Origin of the sequence: Burkholderia sp. HI4860 (assembly GCF_002223045.2) — a bacterium.
In the GTDB taxonomy this organism is placed as follows: Bacteria; Pseudomonadota; Gammaproteobacteria; order Burkholderiales; family Burkholderiaceae; genus Burkholderia.
This window is the reverse complement of the sequence record NZ_NKFO02000003.1, coordinates 551,950-565,790: the sequence shown is the minus strand read 5'-3', so window position 1 is coordinate 565,790 and position 13,841 is coordinate 551,950. Positions and strand designations below refer to the sequence as shown.

The window sequence follows — 13,841 nt, the reverse complement described above, 5'->3', positions numbered from 1 at the left end:
CGATGCGGCGCCGGTCAGAAGTAGACGGTTGCGGTGACGGTCGTCTGATAGGTGTCCGGTTTCGGCGTCGCCTGCGCGGGCACCTGGCCATAGACGGTCAGCGATTGCGCGGCGCCCGTGCCGGTGCCGGCCACGGTATTCGTGCCTTGCGTGTTGCCCCAGATCGTCGTGCGGCCGGCGTCCTGGTAGAGCTGGAAACCGACGGTCGTCGTCGTGTTGCCGGTGGCCGTGCCGGCCATCAGGCGGCTCGCGACGGTCGAGCCCGTGACCGTGCCGGCGTCGAGGCCGACGTTGTACGGCGTCGTATTGGTGCAGGTGACGCTGACGGTCGTCTGCTGGTTGATCGCGGTGGCCAGCACCCCGTTGGTGCCGAACGCGAGCGGGTTCGCGGCGATCGTGCAGTTCGGCTGCAGCGTGAGCGTGACGTTGAAGGTCGCGGTCGCGGTGCCGTTCGAATAGGTGGCTGCGTCGGCGGCGGATGTCGACAGGCCGATGGACAGCGCGAGCGACAATGTCATGGAAGCGATGGCGATTTTCACACTGATCCCTCATCGATCGATTTTTCGTTGGATTTATGCCGCGCTTGATCGTGCTGCTTTATCGCAAATCCTGATACGAATCGGCAATTCTTTCAATCTTTAATTTCGCTATGTTTCATTTTGTTACATTTAATCGGACTATTGATTGAATAAAGGTGAAGAGCGTTTCGTTTTTCGGTTTTTCGAATGTGATTCGCATCCGTCATTACCTTGCATCGCAGCAAAAACGGGTAATTCATGCGGGTTTCGAGACTATTTGGCGGACTGGTTGGGCCGGTTGAGTCGGCCTGAGGCGAATGGGGTAAGTAATGGGCCGGATGCGGTGAAGAAGAAATGAAAGTGAATCATTGGATTGAATTGATTCGTTTGTCATTCCGCAAACGTATTGAATAGGGGGCACCGATAGATTGCTGGAGATGCGGGATTTTTCCCGATTGAGGGGCGTTGGATCGAAATCGACCGTTGAAAACGAAAACGGCCGCATTGCGCGGCCGTGAGCGTGTGTCGGTACGGATCGGCGGTCCGGCATGCCTCGCCGGTGCGCGACATGTCGCGCTTACGAATTCGCGGCGGCCGGTGCGCGGCGCTGCTGCGCGATCTGCAGGAAGACGAGCGCGAGTCCGGCCGCGGCGATCAGTCCGCCGACGAGCGGCACGGCCGCATAACCGAAGCCCGCCGACAGCGCCGCGCCGCCGGCCGCCGCGCCGAGCGCGTTGCCGAGGTTGAATGCGCCGATGTTGACGGCCGACGCGAGCCCCGGCGCTTCGTGGGCCGCCCGCATCACGCGCATCTGCAGCGGCGGCACGACCGCGAACGTCGCCACACCCCATACGAGCAGCGTGGCGGCGGCGCCCGCATGCGTGCGGCCGAGCACCGGGAACGCGGCCATCGTCGCGATCAGCAACAGCAGGAACCCGATCAGCGTGCCGTCGAGCGAGCGGTCGGCGAGGCGCCCGCCCGCGATGTTGCCGATCGAGAAGCCGACGCCGATCAGCACCAGCATCGCGGTCACGAAGCCGGGCGTCGCGCCGGTCAGGTGTTCGAGCGTCGGCGCGACATACGTGTAGAGCGTGAACATCGCGCCGGCGCCGAGCACGGTCGTCCCGAGCGCGCCGAGCACGACGGGGCGCGTCAGCACCGAGCGTTCCGCGCGCAGGTCGGGCATCTTGCCGGCTTCGCCCTTTGGCAGCGCGGCGAACAGCCCGGCGATCGCAACCAGGCCGAGGCCCGCGGTCGCCGCGAACGACATGCGCCAGCCGATGATCTGGCCGAGCCAGGTCGCGGCCGGCACGCCGCCGACGTTCGCGATCGTGAGACCCATGAACATCGTCGCGACCGCGCTCGCCTGCTTTTCGCGCGGCACGAGGCTGGCCGCGACTACCGAGCCCAGTCCGAAGAAGGCGCCGTGGTTGAGGCTCGTCACGAGGCGGGCGAGCAGCAGCGTCGTGTAGTCCGGCGCGAACGCCGACAGCAGGTTGCCGATCGTGAAGATCGACATCAGCGCGATCAGTGCCGAACGGCGCGACCAGCGCGCGAGCAGCAGCGTCATCAGCGGCGCACCGACCATCACGCCGATCGCATAGGCGCTGATCAGCATGCCGGCTTGCGGAATCGACACGTGCACGCCGTCGGCGATCACGGGCAGCAGGCCCATTGGCGAGAACTCGGTCGTGCCGATGCCGAACGCACCGGCGGCGAGTGCCAGCAGCGGCAGCGCGGCGCTGCCCCCGGGGCGGGAAGGAGAGGGAGTCGTGGGGTTCACGCAATGGGCTCCTGTAGTCGAGAAACAACGAACGGCACGGACCGTTGAGGACAGGAAGAAGTGTGCCTGCATGACTTTTGCGGAAAAAGCCGTGTCCGGACGAAATTATCTTGATTTCATGTCAATAATGCAGGGGGCGCTTGAAGCCGGGTGGCGCGGCGGATGAAAGCGCTGCTTTTGTGAAAGATATTTGTAAAGTCAGGCGAGTGGCTTCAGGCCGACAGATCGCGGTCCATCGGCGCTTCGACGCGGACTGACGGTCGCTCCCGCCGGATGATCCGGAAGCCGCTCATCGACTGCCCGGCGATGGGTGGCCGCGCGGATCGGACGGGCCGGACAGGCGGCCGGCATCACGCCGGGGGAATCGCGTATCGTCGCCGAAAACCCTTTGCAGACAAGGCCCGCGGGCAAAAAAAGCCCCGATCACAGGGGGACCGTGACCGGGGCGGAAACGCATCCTCTCTTTGGCACGAGGGTTGGATGCGCGCGCAGTATATTTCGGGTCATGACAATTCGAAGCGACGTTAAACGGCCGTTTTTGGTGCCAATTTAAAAACACCGGTGCTGCGGCGTCCGGTGTCGTCGTTTTGTAAGAATTTGCGCAAAAAAGATGCGGTTGTTTAGCGTGTTTCGGCAGCCGAAGCGACGGTTGGGGGAAGGGGATTGCGCCCGTCACTCGGCACCGCGAATCGGCTCGCTCGAGTGCCGGGCGAGGCCGCCGCACTTGCTGGACATTCAGCCCGCTCAGCCCGCTTCGCCGGTCGCGTCACGCACGGCTTCGAGAAACCGCGCAACGACAGGCGACGGGGGCACGGCTGCGCCGTCGAACACGAACTCGATGTCGAAGCGGCTCGCGAGTTCGTCGAGCGCGACGAGCCGGACCGTGTCCGGGCAGGTCGGCGACGCGCTTTCCGGCACGAAAGCACAGCCCATCCCGGCCGCGACGAGGCCGATCAACGTGGGAATGTCGCTGCCGACCTGCGCGATGCGCGGCGTGAAGCCGGCTTGCTGGCACTGCGCCATCAGGAACCGGTGGTGCGCGGCGGAGCGCTGCGCGTCGAACCAGACGAACGGTTCGTTCGCGACGTCGGCCAGCGTGCGCGGCGCGGTGACGCGTCCGCCCGGCGGCGCGGGCATCGCGAGCACGAAGCGGTCGCTCAGCAGCCGCACGCCCGACAGGTGCGGCGCCTCGTCCCGACGCCACGCCATGATCCCGCCGTCGAGCTGGCCGCGCATCAGCGCGTTCGCCTGTTCGGCCGACAGCATCGGCGCGATCGACAGCTTCACGTCCGGGCACGCGTCCCGAAACGCCTTGAGGACGGTGCCGACGACGGGCAGCGGCAGGCAGTTCGGCAACGCACCGAGCCGCAGCTCGCCCAACTGGCCGGCCGCGCTGCGCAGCGCGCGCTCCCGGCTGTCCTGCAGCGTCGCGAGCAGGCCGGTCGCGTCCTGCAGGAAGCTGGCGCCGGCCGCCGTGAGCGTGACGCCCGTTGCGCGGCGCACCAGCAGCGGCGTGCCGATCGCGTCCTCGAGTTCGCGGATCTGTCGCGACAGCGCCGGCTGGACGATGCCGGCCGCGCGGGCGCCGGCCATCACGCTGCCGGCTCGCGCGACGGCCACGAAGTAGCGCAGGTGACGCAATTCGATCTGGCGCATGCGGCATCCATTCAGGTTCATTGATATACCTGTGGAGCATAGCAAACGCCATTCGATGGTATTGGAAAGCATGGTAGGCGTGCCGTACGATGACCGCCATCGCCGCTCGCCGTTGCACGCCGCGTGCGTTCCCCCCGTTCCCATTGGTCCCGCCCCATGCCGCTTCATATCCCGACCCCTTATCTCCGCTCGCCAATCGCCTCCCGCCGGCTCGGCAGGACCATCCGGCTGAAGCTCGATGCGCTGCAGCCGTCGGGCTCGTTCAAGCTGCGCGGCATCGGCGCCGTCTGCGAAGCGCGGCACGCGGCCGGCGCGCGGCGGTTCGTATCGTCGTCGGGCGGCAACGCGGGCATCGCGGTCGCGTATTGCGGCCGCGAACTCGGCGTGCCGGTGCTCGTCGTCGTACCGGAAAGCGCGTCGGCCCGCGCACGCGAGCTGATCCGCGTCGAGGGCGCCGAGCTCGTCGTGCACGGGGCGAGTTGGGCCGAGGCGAATGCGTTCGCGCAGGCGGCGCTCGGCGAGCATGACGCGTTCGTGCATCCGTTCGACGATCGCGTGCTGTGGCAGGGCCACGCGACGATGATCGACGAGATGGCGGCGGCCGGCCCGAAGCCCGGCGCGATCGTGGTCGCGGTGGGCGGCGGCGGGCTGCTGTGCGGCGTGCTCGAAGGGCTGGCGCGCAACGGCTGGCACGACGTGCCGGTGGTCGCGGCCGAAACGGAAGGCGCCGACTGCTATGCGCGCTCGCTCGCGCAGGGGCATGCGGTCGAATTGCCGGCGATCACGAGCATCGCGACGTCGCTCGGCGCGAAGCGGCCGTGCGACGCGGCGGTCGAATGGGCGGCGCGACACGCGATTCACCCGGTCGTCGTGTCCGATGCCGAGGCGGTGGCCGCATCGCTGCGTTTCCTCGACGAGCACCGGATCGTCGTCGAGCCCGCGTGCGGTGCCGCGCTGGCCGCGCTCGAGCGGCCGGTGGCCGTGCTGGCGGCGGCGAAGGAGATCGCCGTGATCGTCTGCGGCGGCGTGACGGCGACCGTCGAGCAGATGCAGGCGTTGCGCGCGACGTTGCGGTAGGTGGGGCGGGCGGCGCCAGGCGGGTTGTCATGGGACGGCCGGATGGTGGTCGACGACGAATATCTCTGCGATCGTCTGCCATGACGCGACGGCCACCGTCGAGCCGATGCAGACGCTGCGTGCGGCGATGCAGAAGGCAGGGTGGCAGGAACTAGCTGGCCTGTCGGATGACGGCCGGACGGCAGTCGATCCCGGCGAACGTCGGCATCGGCTGCGCATACGCCGTCGCGAAGCATCGAAGCAACGGGTATGCAGCCCGCAGCGCGGAAATTCCCGTGATGAATGATGGAGAAGGGTGCGTATCGTCGCGCGGCGCCCGATGGAGCCGGGCGCGACGATACGGACGCCCGGTCAGTGCACGGCCGGTGCGCTTGCGCCTGACGGTGCGGACGACGCGACGGGGTTGGCGGCGGCAGGCGCGGGCGATGCGCTCGGGGGCGCCGATGCCGATACGGGGGCCGAAGCGGTGGACGCAGGCGCCGGTGCGACCGGTGTCGGCGTTGCAGCGGCCGGTGCCGAAGCGGCGGGTGACGATGCCGGACCGGAAGCGGATGCAGGCGCGGAAGCCGGCACGGGAGCCGAAACCGGCGCGGATGCCGGCCCGGACGCCGGTGCGGGCGTCGACGGCGCGGCCGCTGCAGCCGTCCCACCCGAAGCCGACCCCGACCCCGCACTCGACCCCGCCACCGGCGCGGCAGCCCGCATCGCCGCCGGCGCAACCACGGCCGACGCGGCGGCCGGCAACGAAAGCGGCACCGGCGCCGCGGGCGGCGTCGGCACGACCGGGGTCGTCATCTTCATCGGCTCGCCTTGCGGCGTCGGCGCGGGTTCGGGCAGCGGCGCGACGGGTTCCTTCTCGGCGGCCTTGACGGTCGCGCGGTCGCGGCGGGCCGGGTCGATCTTCAGGAAATGCTCGACGAGATTGAAGAAGCGCTCATAGAACACGCCGGCGGGAATCGTCTCGCTGGCGGTCTTCACGAGCGCATCGTCGCTCGACCCGATCGGCAGCGACAGCGAGCCGAACACGCTCAAGCCCACGCTGGCCGACGTATTCGACTTCTTCAGCGTGTAGCGATCCTGCACCGCGTTCACGTACGCGATGCTCGACGTGCCGTCCGCGTTCGCGTCCGCGCACACGACGTGAAACTCGATCACGACGTGCATGTCGTTGTTCGGCTGGAAATTCTTGCTGCCGTCGACCGCATCGTTACGCGACGACGACACCACATAGCCCTGGCTCAGCAGCGCGCGCCGCGCGGCCTCGCAGGCCGCGTCGGATTTCGAGTGGAACGTGTGCGCGTACGGGCTGCTGGTCGCGTCGAACTGTTCCTGCTGGTAGATCGGCTTGGGCGGCGACGAGCACGCCGCCAGCACGGTCGCGGCCGCGAGCGCGCACGAAACGGAAAACAGGCGAAATCGGTTGTGCATGGCGTCTTTCAGAAGGCTTGGCGAGAGGCCGCGCAACGGCGGTGCCTGGATGAAGCGCGCGGCAATCTCGTAAGGCCGGGGCGTCATTATAGTTTCGTTTGATGTCGCGCTCGCTTCAGTCGGCCGACGCGCCGCGTGCCGCGGCCAGCAATTGCGACGTCAGCGGATGGTGTTCGCCGCGCCGCGAGCGGATCGCGTGGATCTCCTCGGTCACGTCGCCGGCACGCCCGAGCCGCCGCAATCCGCGCAGCAGCGACGCGTCGTTCGCGCCGAGTTCGCTCAGCGGGAACACGCCGAGGCCGCGCGCGGCGAACACGGCCATCAGCGCGCTGTCCTCGAATTCGCCGGCCACGCGCGGCACGATCCGTTCATCCTCCAGCCACCGGTCGAGGCGCGCGCGCAGCGCCGAATGGGCGGTCGGCAACAGCACGGGCAGGTCGGCGAGGCACGCCGGAAAGTGCTGCCGCGCGGCCGGCGTGACGAGCGCCGCGGGGCCATACCAGTCGACCGGCGACGCGACGAGCCGCTCGCTCGTCACCCGCAGGTTCGAGCCGGACGGCGCGCCCTGGCCGGCCAGCACCAGATCGAGATGATGCAGCGCCAGCTCCGCGAGCAGCGCATCGTGCTCGCCTTCATGGCACAGCAGCCGCAGCGTGGGGGTAGCCAGCACGGGGGCCAGGATCGCGTGCGCGGCGAGCTTGGAGATGCCGTCCGCGAGGCCGACCGCGAGCCGCACGGTCGGCTGGCTGGCCGCCGCGCGCACTTCGTCGGGAATCAGCCGACCCATCTCGAAGATCGCCTCCGCGCGCGCAAACGCGGCCTGGCCGGCGTCGGTCATCGTGACGCCGCGCCCGGCCGGACGCAATAACTGGTGCCCGAGCGCTTTTTCGAGCTCGCGCACCTGCGCGCTGATGGTCTGCACGGCCATGTCGAGCCGCGCGGCCGCGCGCGCGAAGCCGCCTTCCTTCACGACGACCCAGAAGTAGTACAGATGTCGGAAATTGAGCATCGGATCGATATTTCGTAAAAACCGAACCAAAAGTCAGATTCTCTCTGATTTTTTCGAAGTTCGGGGCGGCCTATGATCGGGCTTTCCACTTTCGTATCGGCCCATTTCATGGACTACCTGCTGACGCTTGCCGTTGACCCCGCCGTCTGGGCGGCGCTCCTGACGCTCGTCGTGATGGAAGTCGTGCTCGGCATCGACAACCTGATCTTCATCTCGATCCTCAGCAACAAGCTGCCCGAGGCGCAGCGCGCCCGCACGCAGCGCCTCGGCATCGCGCTCGCGCTGGTGATGCGCCTCGCGTTGCTCGGCAGCGTCGCATGGATCGCGAGCCTCACCGAACCCGTGTTCACGCTGTTCGACCATGCGTTCTCGTGGCGTGACCTGATCCTGCTGTCGGGCGGCCTGTTCCTCGTATGGAAGGCGACCACCGAGATCCATCACCACGTGTCGCGCGACGGTGAAGGCGCGGGCGGTTCGGGCGGGGCGGTCGGCCTGACGATGTGGGCCGCGATCGGCCAGATCGTGATGCTCGACATCGTGTTCTCGATCGACAGCATCGTGACCGCGATCGGCATGACCGAGCACGTGCCGATCATGTTCGTCGCCGTGATCGTCGCCGTCGCCGTGATGCTGTTCGCTGCACAGCCGCTCGCGCGCTTCATCGACCGCAACCCGACCATCGTGATGCTCGCGCTGTCGTTCCTGGTCGTGATCGGCATGACGCTGATCGCCGAAGGTTTCGGTTCGCATGTGCCGAAGGGCTACATCTACGCGGCAATGGCGTTCTCGGCTTTCGTCGAAGGCATGAACATGCTGGCGCGGCGCGCGAAGGCGAAGCGTTCGGCATCGACGGAAGGCCATTGAGACACCGCGCGTGACACGGCTGCCGCTGCGGCGGCCGGCGTCACGCGCGTCATCTGGAATCCAGACGAAATTCGCACGGAAAGGAGGAGCGCGATGAAATGCCCTGTCTGCAAGACGCCCGACCTGCTGATGGCCGAGCGCCAGTCGATCGAGATCGACTACTGTCCGACCTGCCGCGGCGTGTGGCTCGATCGTGGCGAGCTCGACAAGCTGATCGCGCGCGAGACCGGCGATGCGCCAGCGCATCGCGACGAGCCACCCGTGCGGCACGATGCGCAAGCACCGCGCGGCCACGACGGCGGGTGGGGGCGCGACGCCCGATCGCATGACAGCCGTGACCGGCACGATCGCCGCACGCACGACGATCGCTACCAGCACGACGGCCAGCGCCGCAAGAAATCCGTGTTCGACCTGTTCGACTTCGACTGATTGCGCCGCACGTCGTAGAAAAGCCCCGCCGGGCGCGTACCCGGCGGGGCTTCTTCATGCGTGCGGGATAACGGCACGCACCAATGCTTACGCGTTGCCGGCCGTCACGTCGATGCGGCGCGGACGCATTTCCTCGCGGCGCGGAATCGTCAGCGTCAGCACGCCGTCGCGCAGGCTCGCGTCGATCCTCGACGTATCGAGATCCGGGCTCAGAACGAAGCTGCGCGCATAGCGCGTCGCACGGATTTCGGCGTGTCGCACGCGCAGGTCGGCCGGCGTCTCGAGATGCGTGTCGGCTTCGATCGTCAGCGTGTTGTCGTGCACCTTCACGTCGAGGTTCTCGCGCGGCACGCCGGGCAGGTCGGCCCGCAGCGTGACGCCGAGATGATTTTCGACGATGTCGACAGCCGGCGTGATCGCGGGCCGGCGAGCCGCTTCGGCGGCAGCGGGGTGGACGGTGTTGGTCTGACGCTCGGCCAGGGTCGGGTTCGCATTCATGTTGGTATCCTGACTATTATTGAACGGTGATCGCACGCGGCTTCGATGCCTCGCGCCGGCCGACGCGAATCAGCAGGCAGCCGTTTTCGTAGCGGGCGCTGACCTGGTCGGGATCCGCGTCCCGCGGCAACTCGACGACACGGCGGAATGCGCCGTGAAAGCGTTCCTGCGCATAGGTGCGCAGATCGTCGCCTTCGCCGCGCGCCGCAGGCTTGCGCTCGCCGCTGATCGTCAGCAGGTCCTTGTCGATCGACACGTCGAAATCGGCCGCGGCCATGCCGGGTGCGAACGCGACGATCTCGATCGCGCCGTCGGTGGCGCCGACGTTGAGCGCCGGAAAGGCGCCGGGCCGTACCGCGCGAATGCCGGCCGGGCGATCGCCGAGCAGGTTGGCCATTTGCCGCTGCACGCGGGCGAATTCGTCGAACAGGTCGCTGCCGAAATGGATACCGCTCATGTTGGTCCTCCTGAACAGGGAACGCGGGAGACGTGACGGCGCGACGCCTGCGGCGGGCGCGACGTGGAAGCTCCACTGGGTCGAAACGGGGGCAGTGCGCTGCATGCTGCACTGCCCGACGACGCGTAATTAGTGGCAGCCGAAGCGCATTTCAAGAGGGAATCTGCAATCTGCGTCAATGCAGGCCCGCGCGATTCGATGCGACAATCGCCGCGATCTGTTTGCAGACCAACGACATGGGACAATCATGGACATTCGACGCATCGCGATCGTCGGCGCCGGCTTGATCGGCGCGAGCTGGGCCGCCTTCTATCTGACGCAAGGCTTCGACGTCGTCGCGACCGATCCGGCGCCGCAAGCCGACACGCGGCTACGCGATTCGCTGGCCGCGTTTCTTGGCGACCGGGCCGCCGAACTTTCCGCGCGGCTGTCGTTCGACGCCGATCTCGTGCGTGCGCTCGACGGCGTCGACTTCGTGCAGGAGAACGGCCCGGAACGGCTCGACCTGAAGCGCGCGCTGTACCGGCAGATGGACGACGTGCTGCCCGCGCACGTGCCGATCGCGTCGAGTTCGTCGGGCCTGAAGATGTCGGACATCCAGACTGCGTGCGACAAGCACCCGGAACGTTGCCTGATCGCGCATCCGTTCAATCCGCCGCACCTGATTCCGCTCGTCGAGCTGGTCGGCGGCGATGCCACCAGCCAGGAGGTGATCGCGCGCGTGAAGGCTTTCTACGACGCGCTCGGCAAGCAGACGATCGTCCTCAACAAGGAAATGACCGGCCACGTCGCGAACCGGCTCGCGGCCGCGCTGTTCCGCGAGGTGTATCACCTCGTCGGCGAAGGCGTGGTGAGCGTCGCCGATGCGGACAAGGCCGTCGCATGGGGCCCCGGCCTGCGCTGGGGGCTGATGGGGCAATGCCTGACCTATCACCTCGGCGGCGGCGCGGGCGGGATCGCGCACTTTCTCGAACACCTGTCGGGGCCGATCACGAGCTGGTGGGACGATCTCGGCACGCCTTCGTTCGATCCGGACGTCGATCGCAAGCTGAACGACGCATTGCGCGCGATCCAGGGCGAGCGCTCGATGCAGGAACTGGCGGCCGAACGCGACCGCCTGCTCGTCGAGCTGATCGACGCGCGGCGCCGCAGCTTCCTGCCGTGACCGCGCCGCGGCGTCGCGTCCGGGCCGCGGCCGGCTACTGCTGCGCGGCGGTTTGCGGTGCCTGCGGCGTCTGTGCGAGCCATGCCGGGCTCGCGGCCTGCACGAGTTCGCGGTTGCGCGCGCGGGTCGCGGCGTTCGGCGGGTAGTTGCCGTCGTTCGTCGGCAGTTCGCCGTCGAGATAGGCCTGCTTGAGTTGCGCGATCACTTCCGCGCGGGTCAGCCCCTGCGTGGGCGCTGCGGTATCGGACGTCTGGGCAAAGGCGGGGGACAGCAGGGCGGCGGCGGCGGTCGCGACGGCGAATCGCAAGACGTTCATGGCGTGCTCCGATCAAGGGGACGGGACACCGGATGCGCGCGGCGGCTGGCCGTGCGTTCCGATGGGTCCCATTGTCGCGAGCGGGTGCTGCGCGGACGATGACGCGTTCCGGGCAAAGCTGTCAGGTGCGGGTGCGGCGCCCCCTGCGCGGGTCGCGCCAGGCGCGGCTACAACTCCGACGCGGCGGTAATCAGCGTCGCTTCGAGTGCGAGCGTCGAACGCGACGCGGCCGTCGGCCGGTCGATCACGTATTCGAGTTCGCCGAGTTCGGGCAACCCGGCGTCGAGCCGCGCGAGCCCGGCCGGGATCACATAGCCGGCGAACGCGCTGACGCCGAGCCCCGCGCTCGCGGCGGCGCGCAACACCGCGACGCTGCTGCTCACGACCGCGATCCGGTACGGCCGCCCGACGGCCTCGAGCGATTCGAGCACGCGGCGGCGCGACACGCTCGGCTCCGGATGCATCGCGAGCGGCAGCACGGCCTCGTGGCCGGTGATCCGCGAATCGGGCCCCGTGCACCAGTACAGCGGCTCGCTGCGGATCACGCGGCCGCGCCGGCTGCCGGCGATGCGCTTCGCGAACACGAGATCGTGCCGCCCTTCGTCGAGCGCGTCGAACAGGTCGCCCGACAGCCCGGTCGAGATTGCAAGCTCGACTTCCGGATTGCGTTGCACGAAGCTCGCGAGCGCGGCCGTCAGGTGCGCCGACGCGAAATCCTCCGACATCGCGAGCCGCACCTTGCCCGACAGCGGCGGCCCGCACACCGACGTGACGGCCTCGTCCATCAGTTCGAGAATGCGCACCGCGTAGCGGAACAGCGCGTCGCCGTGCTGCGACAGGTGCACGTTGCGCGTGTCGCGCTCGAACAGCGGCCGGTCGAGCAGCTCCTCGAGGCGGCGGATATGCTGGCTGACGGTCGACTGCGACAGGCTCACGCGCTCGGACGCGGCGGTGAAGCTGCCGGACTGGGCGACGGCGACGAAGCTGCGCAGCAGCTCGGGCGGTAACGGACGCATTGCTAAATCCACTGAATCGGTTTCGACAACTTCATAAATGGCCGGATATTGCGGCGCTAGTATCGGATCACGCCCCGGTGCGGCCCGCAACGGGGCGCACCGGACGCGTAGCCCGCGTCGGGCCGGCGGCTGCTTCATTCAGTCTACGGCATCCGGCGTCCGGCCCGAAACCGCATCATCCCATCGACCGCTCGAGAACGTGCCCGCATGACGGGCCGCCGGGCCGCGGCGCACTGCCGCAGGAGACACGCCCGACATGGGATCGGCGGGCAAGATTCGGCTCCTGCCGGCGGCCATGCGCCCGTCACGAAGAGACTGGAGACGACTCATGATCATCTACGGAACCGCGCTGCTGGCGTTCTGCCACCTGGCCGGACTGTTCCTCGGCGACCTGCTCGGCAGTGCAATCGGCGTGAAGACCAACGTCGGCGGCGTCGGCATCGCGATGCTGCTGCTGATCTGCCTGCGCCTCTGGCTGCACCGCCGCGGCTGGCTGCCGAAGGAGACCGAGGCCGGCGTCGGTTTCTGGGGCGCGATGTACATCCCCGTCGTCGTCGCGATGGCCGCGAACCAGAACGTCGTCGCCGCGCTGAAGGGCGGCCCGGTCGCGCTGCTGGCGGCCGTCGGCGCGGTCGCGATCTGCGCATGCTGCATCGCGGTACTCGTGCGCACCGGGCGCGACGACACGGCCTTCGCGGGCGTGCCGCAGTTCGAAGACCAGTAACGGAGGCCGCCATGCTGCAGATGCTCGAAAAAACCGTCGCCCACAACGGGCTCGTCGCGTCGTTCGCGCTGGTCGGCCTGATCATGTGGCTGTCGTCGATCGCGTCGCGCAAGCTCACGTTCGGCCGCGTGCACGGCTCGGCGATCGCGATCGTGATCGGTCTCGTGCTGGCCTATGTCGGCGGCGCCTTCACCGGCGGCGAGAAGGGGCTGGCCGACGTCAAGCTGTTCGCTGGCATCGGCCTGATGGGCGGCGCGATGCTGCGCGATTTCGCGATCGTCGCGACCGCGTTCGAAGTGCAGCCCGCCGAGGCGCGCAAGGCCGGGCTCGTCGGCGTCGTGTCGCTGCTGCTCGGCACCGTGCTGCCGTTCATCGTCGGCGCGTGCATCGCGCGCGCCTTCGGCTATACCGACGCGGTCAGCATGACGACGATCGGCGCGGGCGCCGTCACCTACATCGTCGGCCCCGTCACGGGCGCGGCGATCGGTGCAAGCTCCGACGTGATCGCACTCAGCATCGCGACGGGGTTGGTCAAGGCGATCATCGTGATGGTCGGCACGCCGGTCGCGGCCAACTTCATGGGCCTGAAGACGCCGCGCTCCGCGATGATCTTCGGCGGCCTGGCCGGCACCGTCAGCGGCGTGAGCGCGGGGCTCGCTGCAACCGACCGACGGCTCGTGCCGTATGGCGCGCTGGTCGCGACGTTCCATACCGGCGTGGGTTGCCTGCTCGGCCCGTCGCTGCTGTTCTTCACGACGCGCGCGCTGGTCGGCGCGTAGGCTCTACCGGCGGGCGGCCCGTGCGCGGGCCGCATCCATCGCCGCGTCCTCTGAGTCGCATTCGTCAACATCATCAATCGGCGGCGGCGCCAGGCTTAGAATGCCGCTGAACCATCGAAGCG

General features: G+C 68.2%; 15 protein-coding genes. 6 read left to right on the top strand and 9 right to left on the bottom strand.

Going from position 1 to position 13,841, the window contains the following annotated elements:
• Window positions 1-14: 14 nt before the first annotated feature.
• The 3 genes from CFB34_RS17890 to CFB34_RS17880 form a co-directional block, all read right to left on the bottom strand.
• Window positions 15-518 carry a spore coat U domain-containing protein gene (locus CFB34_RS17890; RefSeq protein WP_089439669.1) on the bottom strand — a complete coding sequence of 168 codons (504 nt, stop codon included), beginning with the start codon at window positions 516-518 and terminating at the stop codon, window positions 15-17.
• Between the two features lie 577 nt (window positions 519-1,095).
• Window positions 1,096-2,301, bottom strand: coding sequence for an MFS transporter (locus CFB34_RS17885; RefSeq protein WP_089439670.1), 1,206 nt, complete (start codon window positions 2,299-2,301; stop codon window positions 1,096-1,098).
• Between the two features lie 744 nt (window positions 2,302-3,045).
• Entirely contained in the window at window positions 3,046-3,957 is a 912-nt protein-coding gene (locus CFB34_RS17880) for a LysR family transcriptional regulator (protein WP_089439671.1), read from the bottom strand.
• Between the two features lie 156 nt (window positions 3,958-4,113).
• On the opposite strand from CFB34_RS17880, the gene CFB34_RS17875 reads away from it, so the two are divergent.
• The gene (locus CFB34_RS17875; RefSeq protein WP_089439672.1) at window positions 4,114-5,034 is read left to right on the top strand and encodes a pyridoxal-phosphate dependent enzyme; all 921 of its coding nucleotides are present in this window, start codon (window positions 4,114-4,116) and stop codon (window positions 5,032-5,034) included.
• A gap of 351 nt (window positions 5,035-5,385) precedes the next feature.
• On the opposite strand, the gene CFB34_RS17870 is transcribed toward CFB34_RS17875, so the two are convergent.
• Together CFB34_RS17870 and CFB34_RS17865 are read right to left on the bottom strand one after the other, a co-directional pair.
• On the bottom strand, window positions 5,386-6,462 hold the full coding sequence (locus CFB34_RS17870; protein ID WP_089440378.1) for a DUF2242 domain-containing protein: 1,077 nt from the start codon (window positions 6,460-6,462) through the stop codon (window positions 5,386-5,388).
• 115 nt (window positions 6,463-6,577) lie between these two features.
• Window positions 6,578-7,471 carry a LysR family transcriptional regulator gene (locus CFB34_RS17865; protein ID WP_089439673.1) on the bottom strand — a complete coding sequence of 298 codons (894 nt, stop codon included), beginning with the start codon at window positions 7,469-7,471 and terminating at the stop codon, window positions 6,578-6,580.
• 108 nt (window positions 7,472-7,579) lie between these two features.
• On the opposite strand from CFB34_RS17865, the gene CFB34_RS17860 reads away from it, so the two are divergent.
• Both CFB34_RS17860 and CFB34_RS17855 read left to right on the top strand, forming a co-directional pair.
• A complete protein-coding gene (locus CFB34_RS17860; protein WP_089439674.1) occupies window positions 7,580-8,335 on the top strand; it encodes a TerC family protein in 756 nt (251 codons plus the stop codon).
• A gap of 93 nt (window positions 8,336-8,428) precedes the next feature.
• Complete coding sequence (locus CFB34_RS17855) at window positions 8,429-8,764, top strand: zf-TFIIB domain-containing protein (protein WP_089439675.1); 336 nt, start codon at window positions 8,429-8,431, stop codon at window positions 8,762-8,764.
• Window positions 8,765-8,851: 87 nt separating this feature from the next.
• Here the strand turns inward: CFB34_RS17855 and CFB34_RS17850 are convergent, their stop codons facing one another.
• On the bottom strand, window positions 8,852-9,262 hold the full coding sequence (locus CFB34_RS17850) for an Hsp20/alpha crystallin family protein (protein WP_089439676.1): 411 nt from the start codon (window positions 9,260-9,262) through the stop codon (window positions 8,852-8,854).
• A 16-nt stretch (window positions 9,263-9,278) separates the two neighbouring features.
• Window positions 9,279-9,719: an Hsp20/alpha crystallin family protein gene (locus CFB34_RS17845; protein ID WP_089439677.1), complete on the bottom strand. Its 441-nt coding sequence runs from the start codon at window positions 9,717-9,719 to the stop codon at window positions 9,279-9,281.
• 247 nt (window positions 9,720-9,966) lie between these two features.
• On the opposite strand from CFB34_RS17845, the gene CFB34_RS17840 reads away from it, so the two are divergent.
• Window positions 9,967-10,884 carry a 3-hydroxyacyl-CoA dehydrogenase NAD-binding domain-containing protein gene (locus CFB34_RS17840; protein ID WP_089439678.1) on the top strand — a complete coding sequence of 306 codons (918 nt, stop codon included), beginning with the start codon at window positions 9,967-9,969 and terminating at the stop codon, window positions 10,882-10,884.
• Between the two features lie 34 nt (window positions 10,885-10,918).
• Here the strand turns inward: CFB34_RS17840 and CFB34_RS17835 are convergent, their stop codons facing one another.
• Together CFB34_RS17835 and CFB34_RS17830 are read right to left on the bottom strand one after the other, a co-directional pair.
• Window positions 10,919-11,200 (bottom strand): DUF4148 domain-containing protein, encoded by a 282-nt coding sequence (locus CFB34_RS17835; RefSeq protein WP_089439679.1) that lies wholly within the window; start codon window positions 11,198-11,200, stop codon window positions 10,919-10,921.
• 167 nt (window positions 11,201-11,367) lie between these two features.
• Window positions 11,368-12,216: a LysR substrate-binding domain-containing protein gene (locus CFB34_RS17830; protein ID WP_085040476.1), complete on the bottom strand. Its 849-nt coding sequence runs from the start codon at window positions 12,214-12,216 to the stop codon at window positions 11,368-11,370.
• A 328-nt stretch (window positions 12,217-12,544) separates the two neighbouring features.
• Between CFB34_RS17830 and madL the strand changes: the two genes are divergently transcribed.
• Window positions 12,545-12,940, top strand: coding sequence for a malonate transporter subunit MadL (gene madL / locus CFB34_RS17825; protein WP_089439680.1), 396 nt, complete (start codon window positions 12,545-12,547; stop codon window positions 12,938-12,940).
• Between the two features lie 11 nt (window positions 12,941-12,951).
• Complete coding sequence (gene madM, locus CFB34_RS17820; protein WP_089439681.1) at window positions 12,952-13,719, top strand: malonate transporter subunit MadM; 768 nt, start codon at window positions 12,952-12,954, stop codon at window positions 13,717-13,719.
• The last annotated feature ends 122 nt before the right edge of the window (window positions 13,720-13,841 follow it).

Bases quoted from the DNA above. Each gene is read 5' to 3' on its own strand.
- CFB34_RS17890 (WP_089439669.1), bottom strand. From the start codon at position 518: ATGACATTGTCGCTCGCGCTGTCCATCGGCCTGTCGACATCCGCCGCC.
- CFB34_RS17880 (WP_089439671.1), bottom strand. From the start codon at position 3,957: ATGCGCCAGATCGAATTGCGTCACCTGCGCTACTTCGTGGCCGTCGCG.
- CFB34_RS17875 (WP_089439672.1), top strand. From the start codon at position 4,114: ATGCCGCTTCATATCCCGACCCCTTATCTCCGCTCGCCAATCGCCTCC.
- CFB34_RS17870 (WP_089440378.1), bottom strand. From the start codon at position 6,462: ATGCACAACCGATTTCGCCTGTTTTCCGTTTCGTGCGCGCTCGCGGCC.
- CFB34_RS17865 (WP_089439673.1), bottom strand. From the start codon at position 7,471: ATGCTCAATTTCCGACATCTGTACTACTTCTGGGTCGTCGTGAAGGAA.
- CFB34_RS17860 (WP_089439674.1), top strand. From the start codon at position 7,580: ATGGACTACCTGCTGACGCTTGCCGTTGACCCCGCCGTCTGGGCGGCG.
- CFB34_RS17855 (WP_089439675.1), top strand. From the start codon at position 8,429: ATGAAATGCCCTGTCTGCAAGACGCCCGACCTGCTGATGGCCGAGCGC.
- CFB34_RS17850 (WP_089439676.1), bottom strand. From the start codon at position 9,262: ATGAATGCGAACCCGACCCTGGCCGAGCGTCAGACCAACACCGTCCAC.
- CFB34_RS17845 (WP_089439677.1), bottom strand. From the start codon at position 9,719: ATGAGCGGTATCCATTTCGGCAGCGACCTGTTCGACGAATTCGCCCGC.
- CFB34_RS17840 (WP_089439678.1), top strand. From the start codon at position 9,967: ATGGACATTCGACGCATCGCGATCGTCGGCGCCGGCTTGATCGGCGCG.
- CFB34_RS17835 (WP_089439679.1), bottom strand. From the start codon at position 11,200: ATGAACGTCTTGCGATTCGCCGTCGCGACCGCCGCCGCCGCCCTGCTG.
- CFB34_RS17830 (WP_085040476.1), bottom strand. From the start codon at position 12,216: ATGCGTCCGTTACCGCCCGAGCTGCTGCGCAGCTTCGTCGCCGTCGCC.
- madL (WP_089439680.1), top strand. From the start codon at position 12,545: ATGATCATCTACGGAACCGCGCTGCTGGCGTTCTGCCACCTGGCCGGA.
- madM (WP_089439681.1), top strand. From the start codon at position 12,952: ATGCTGCAGATGCTCGAAAAAACCGTCGCCCACAACGGGCTCGTCGCG.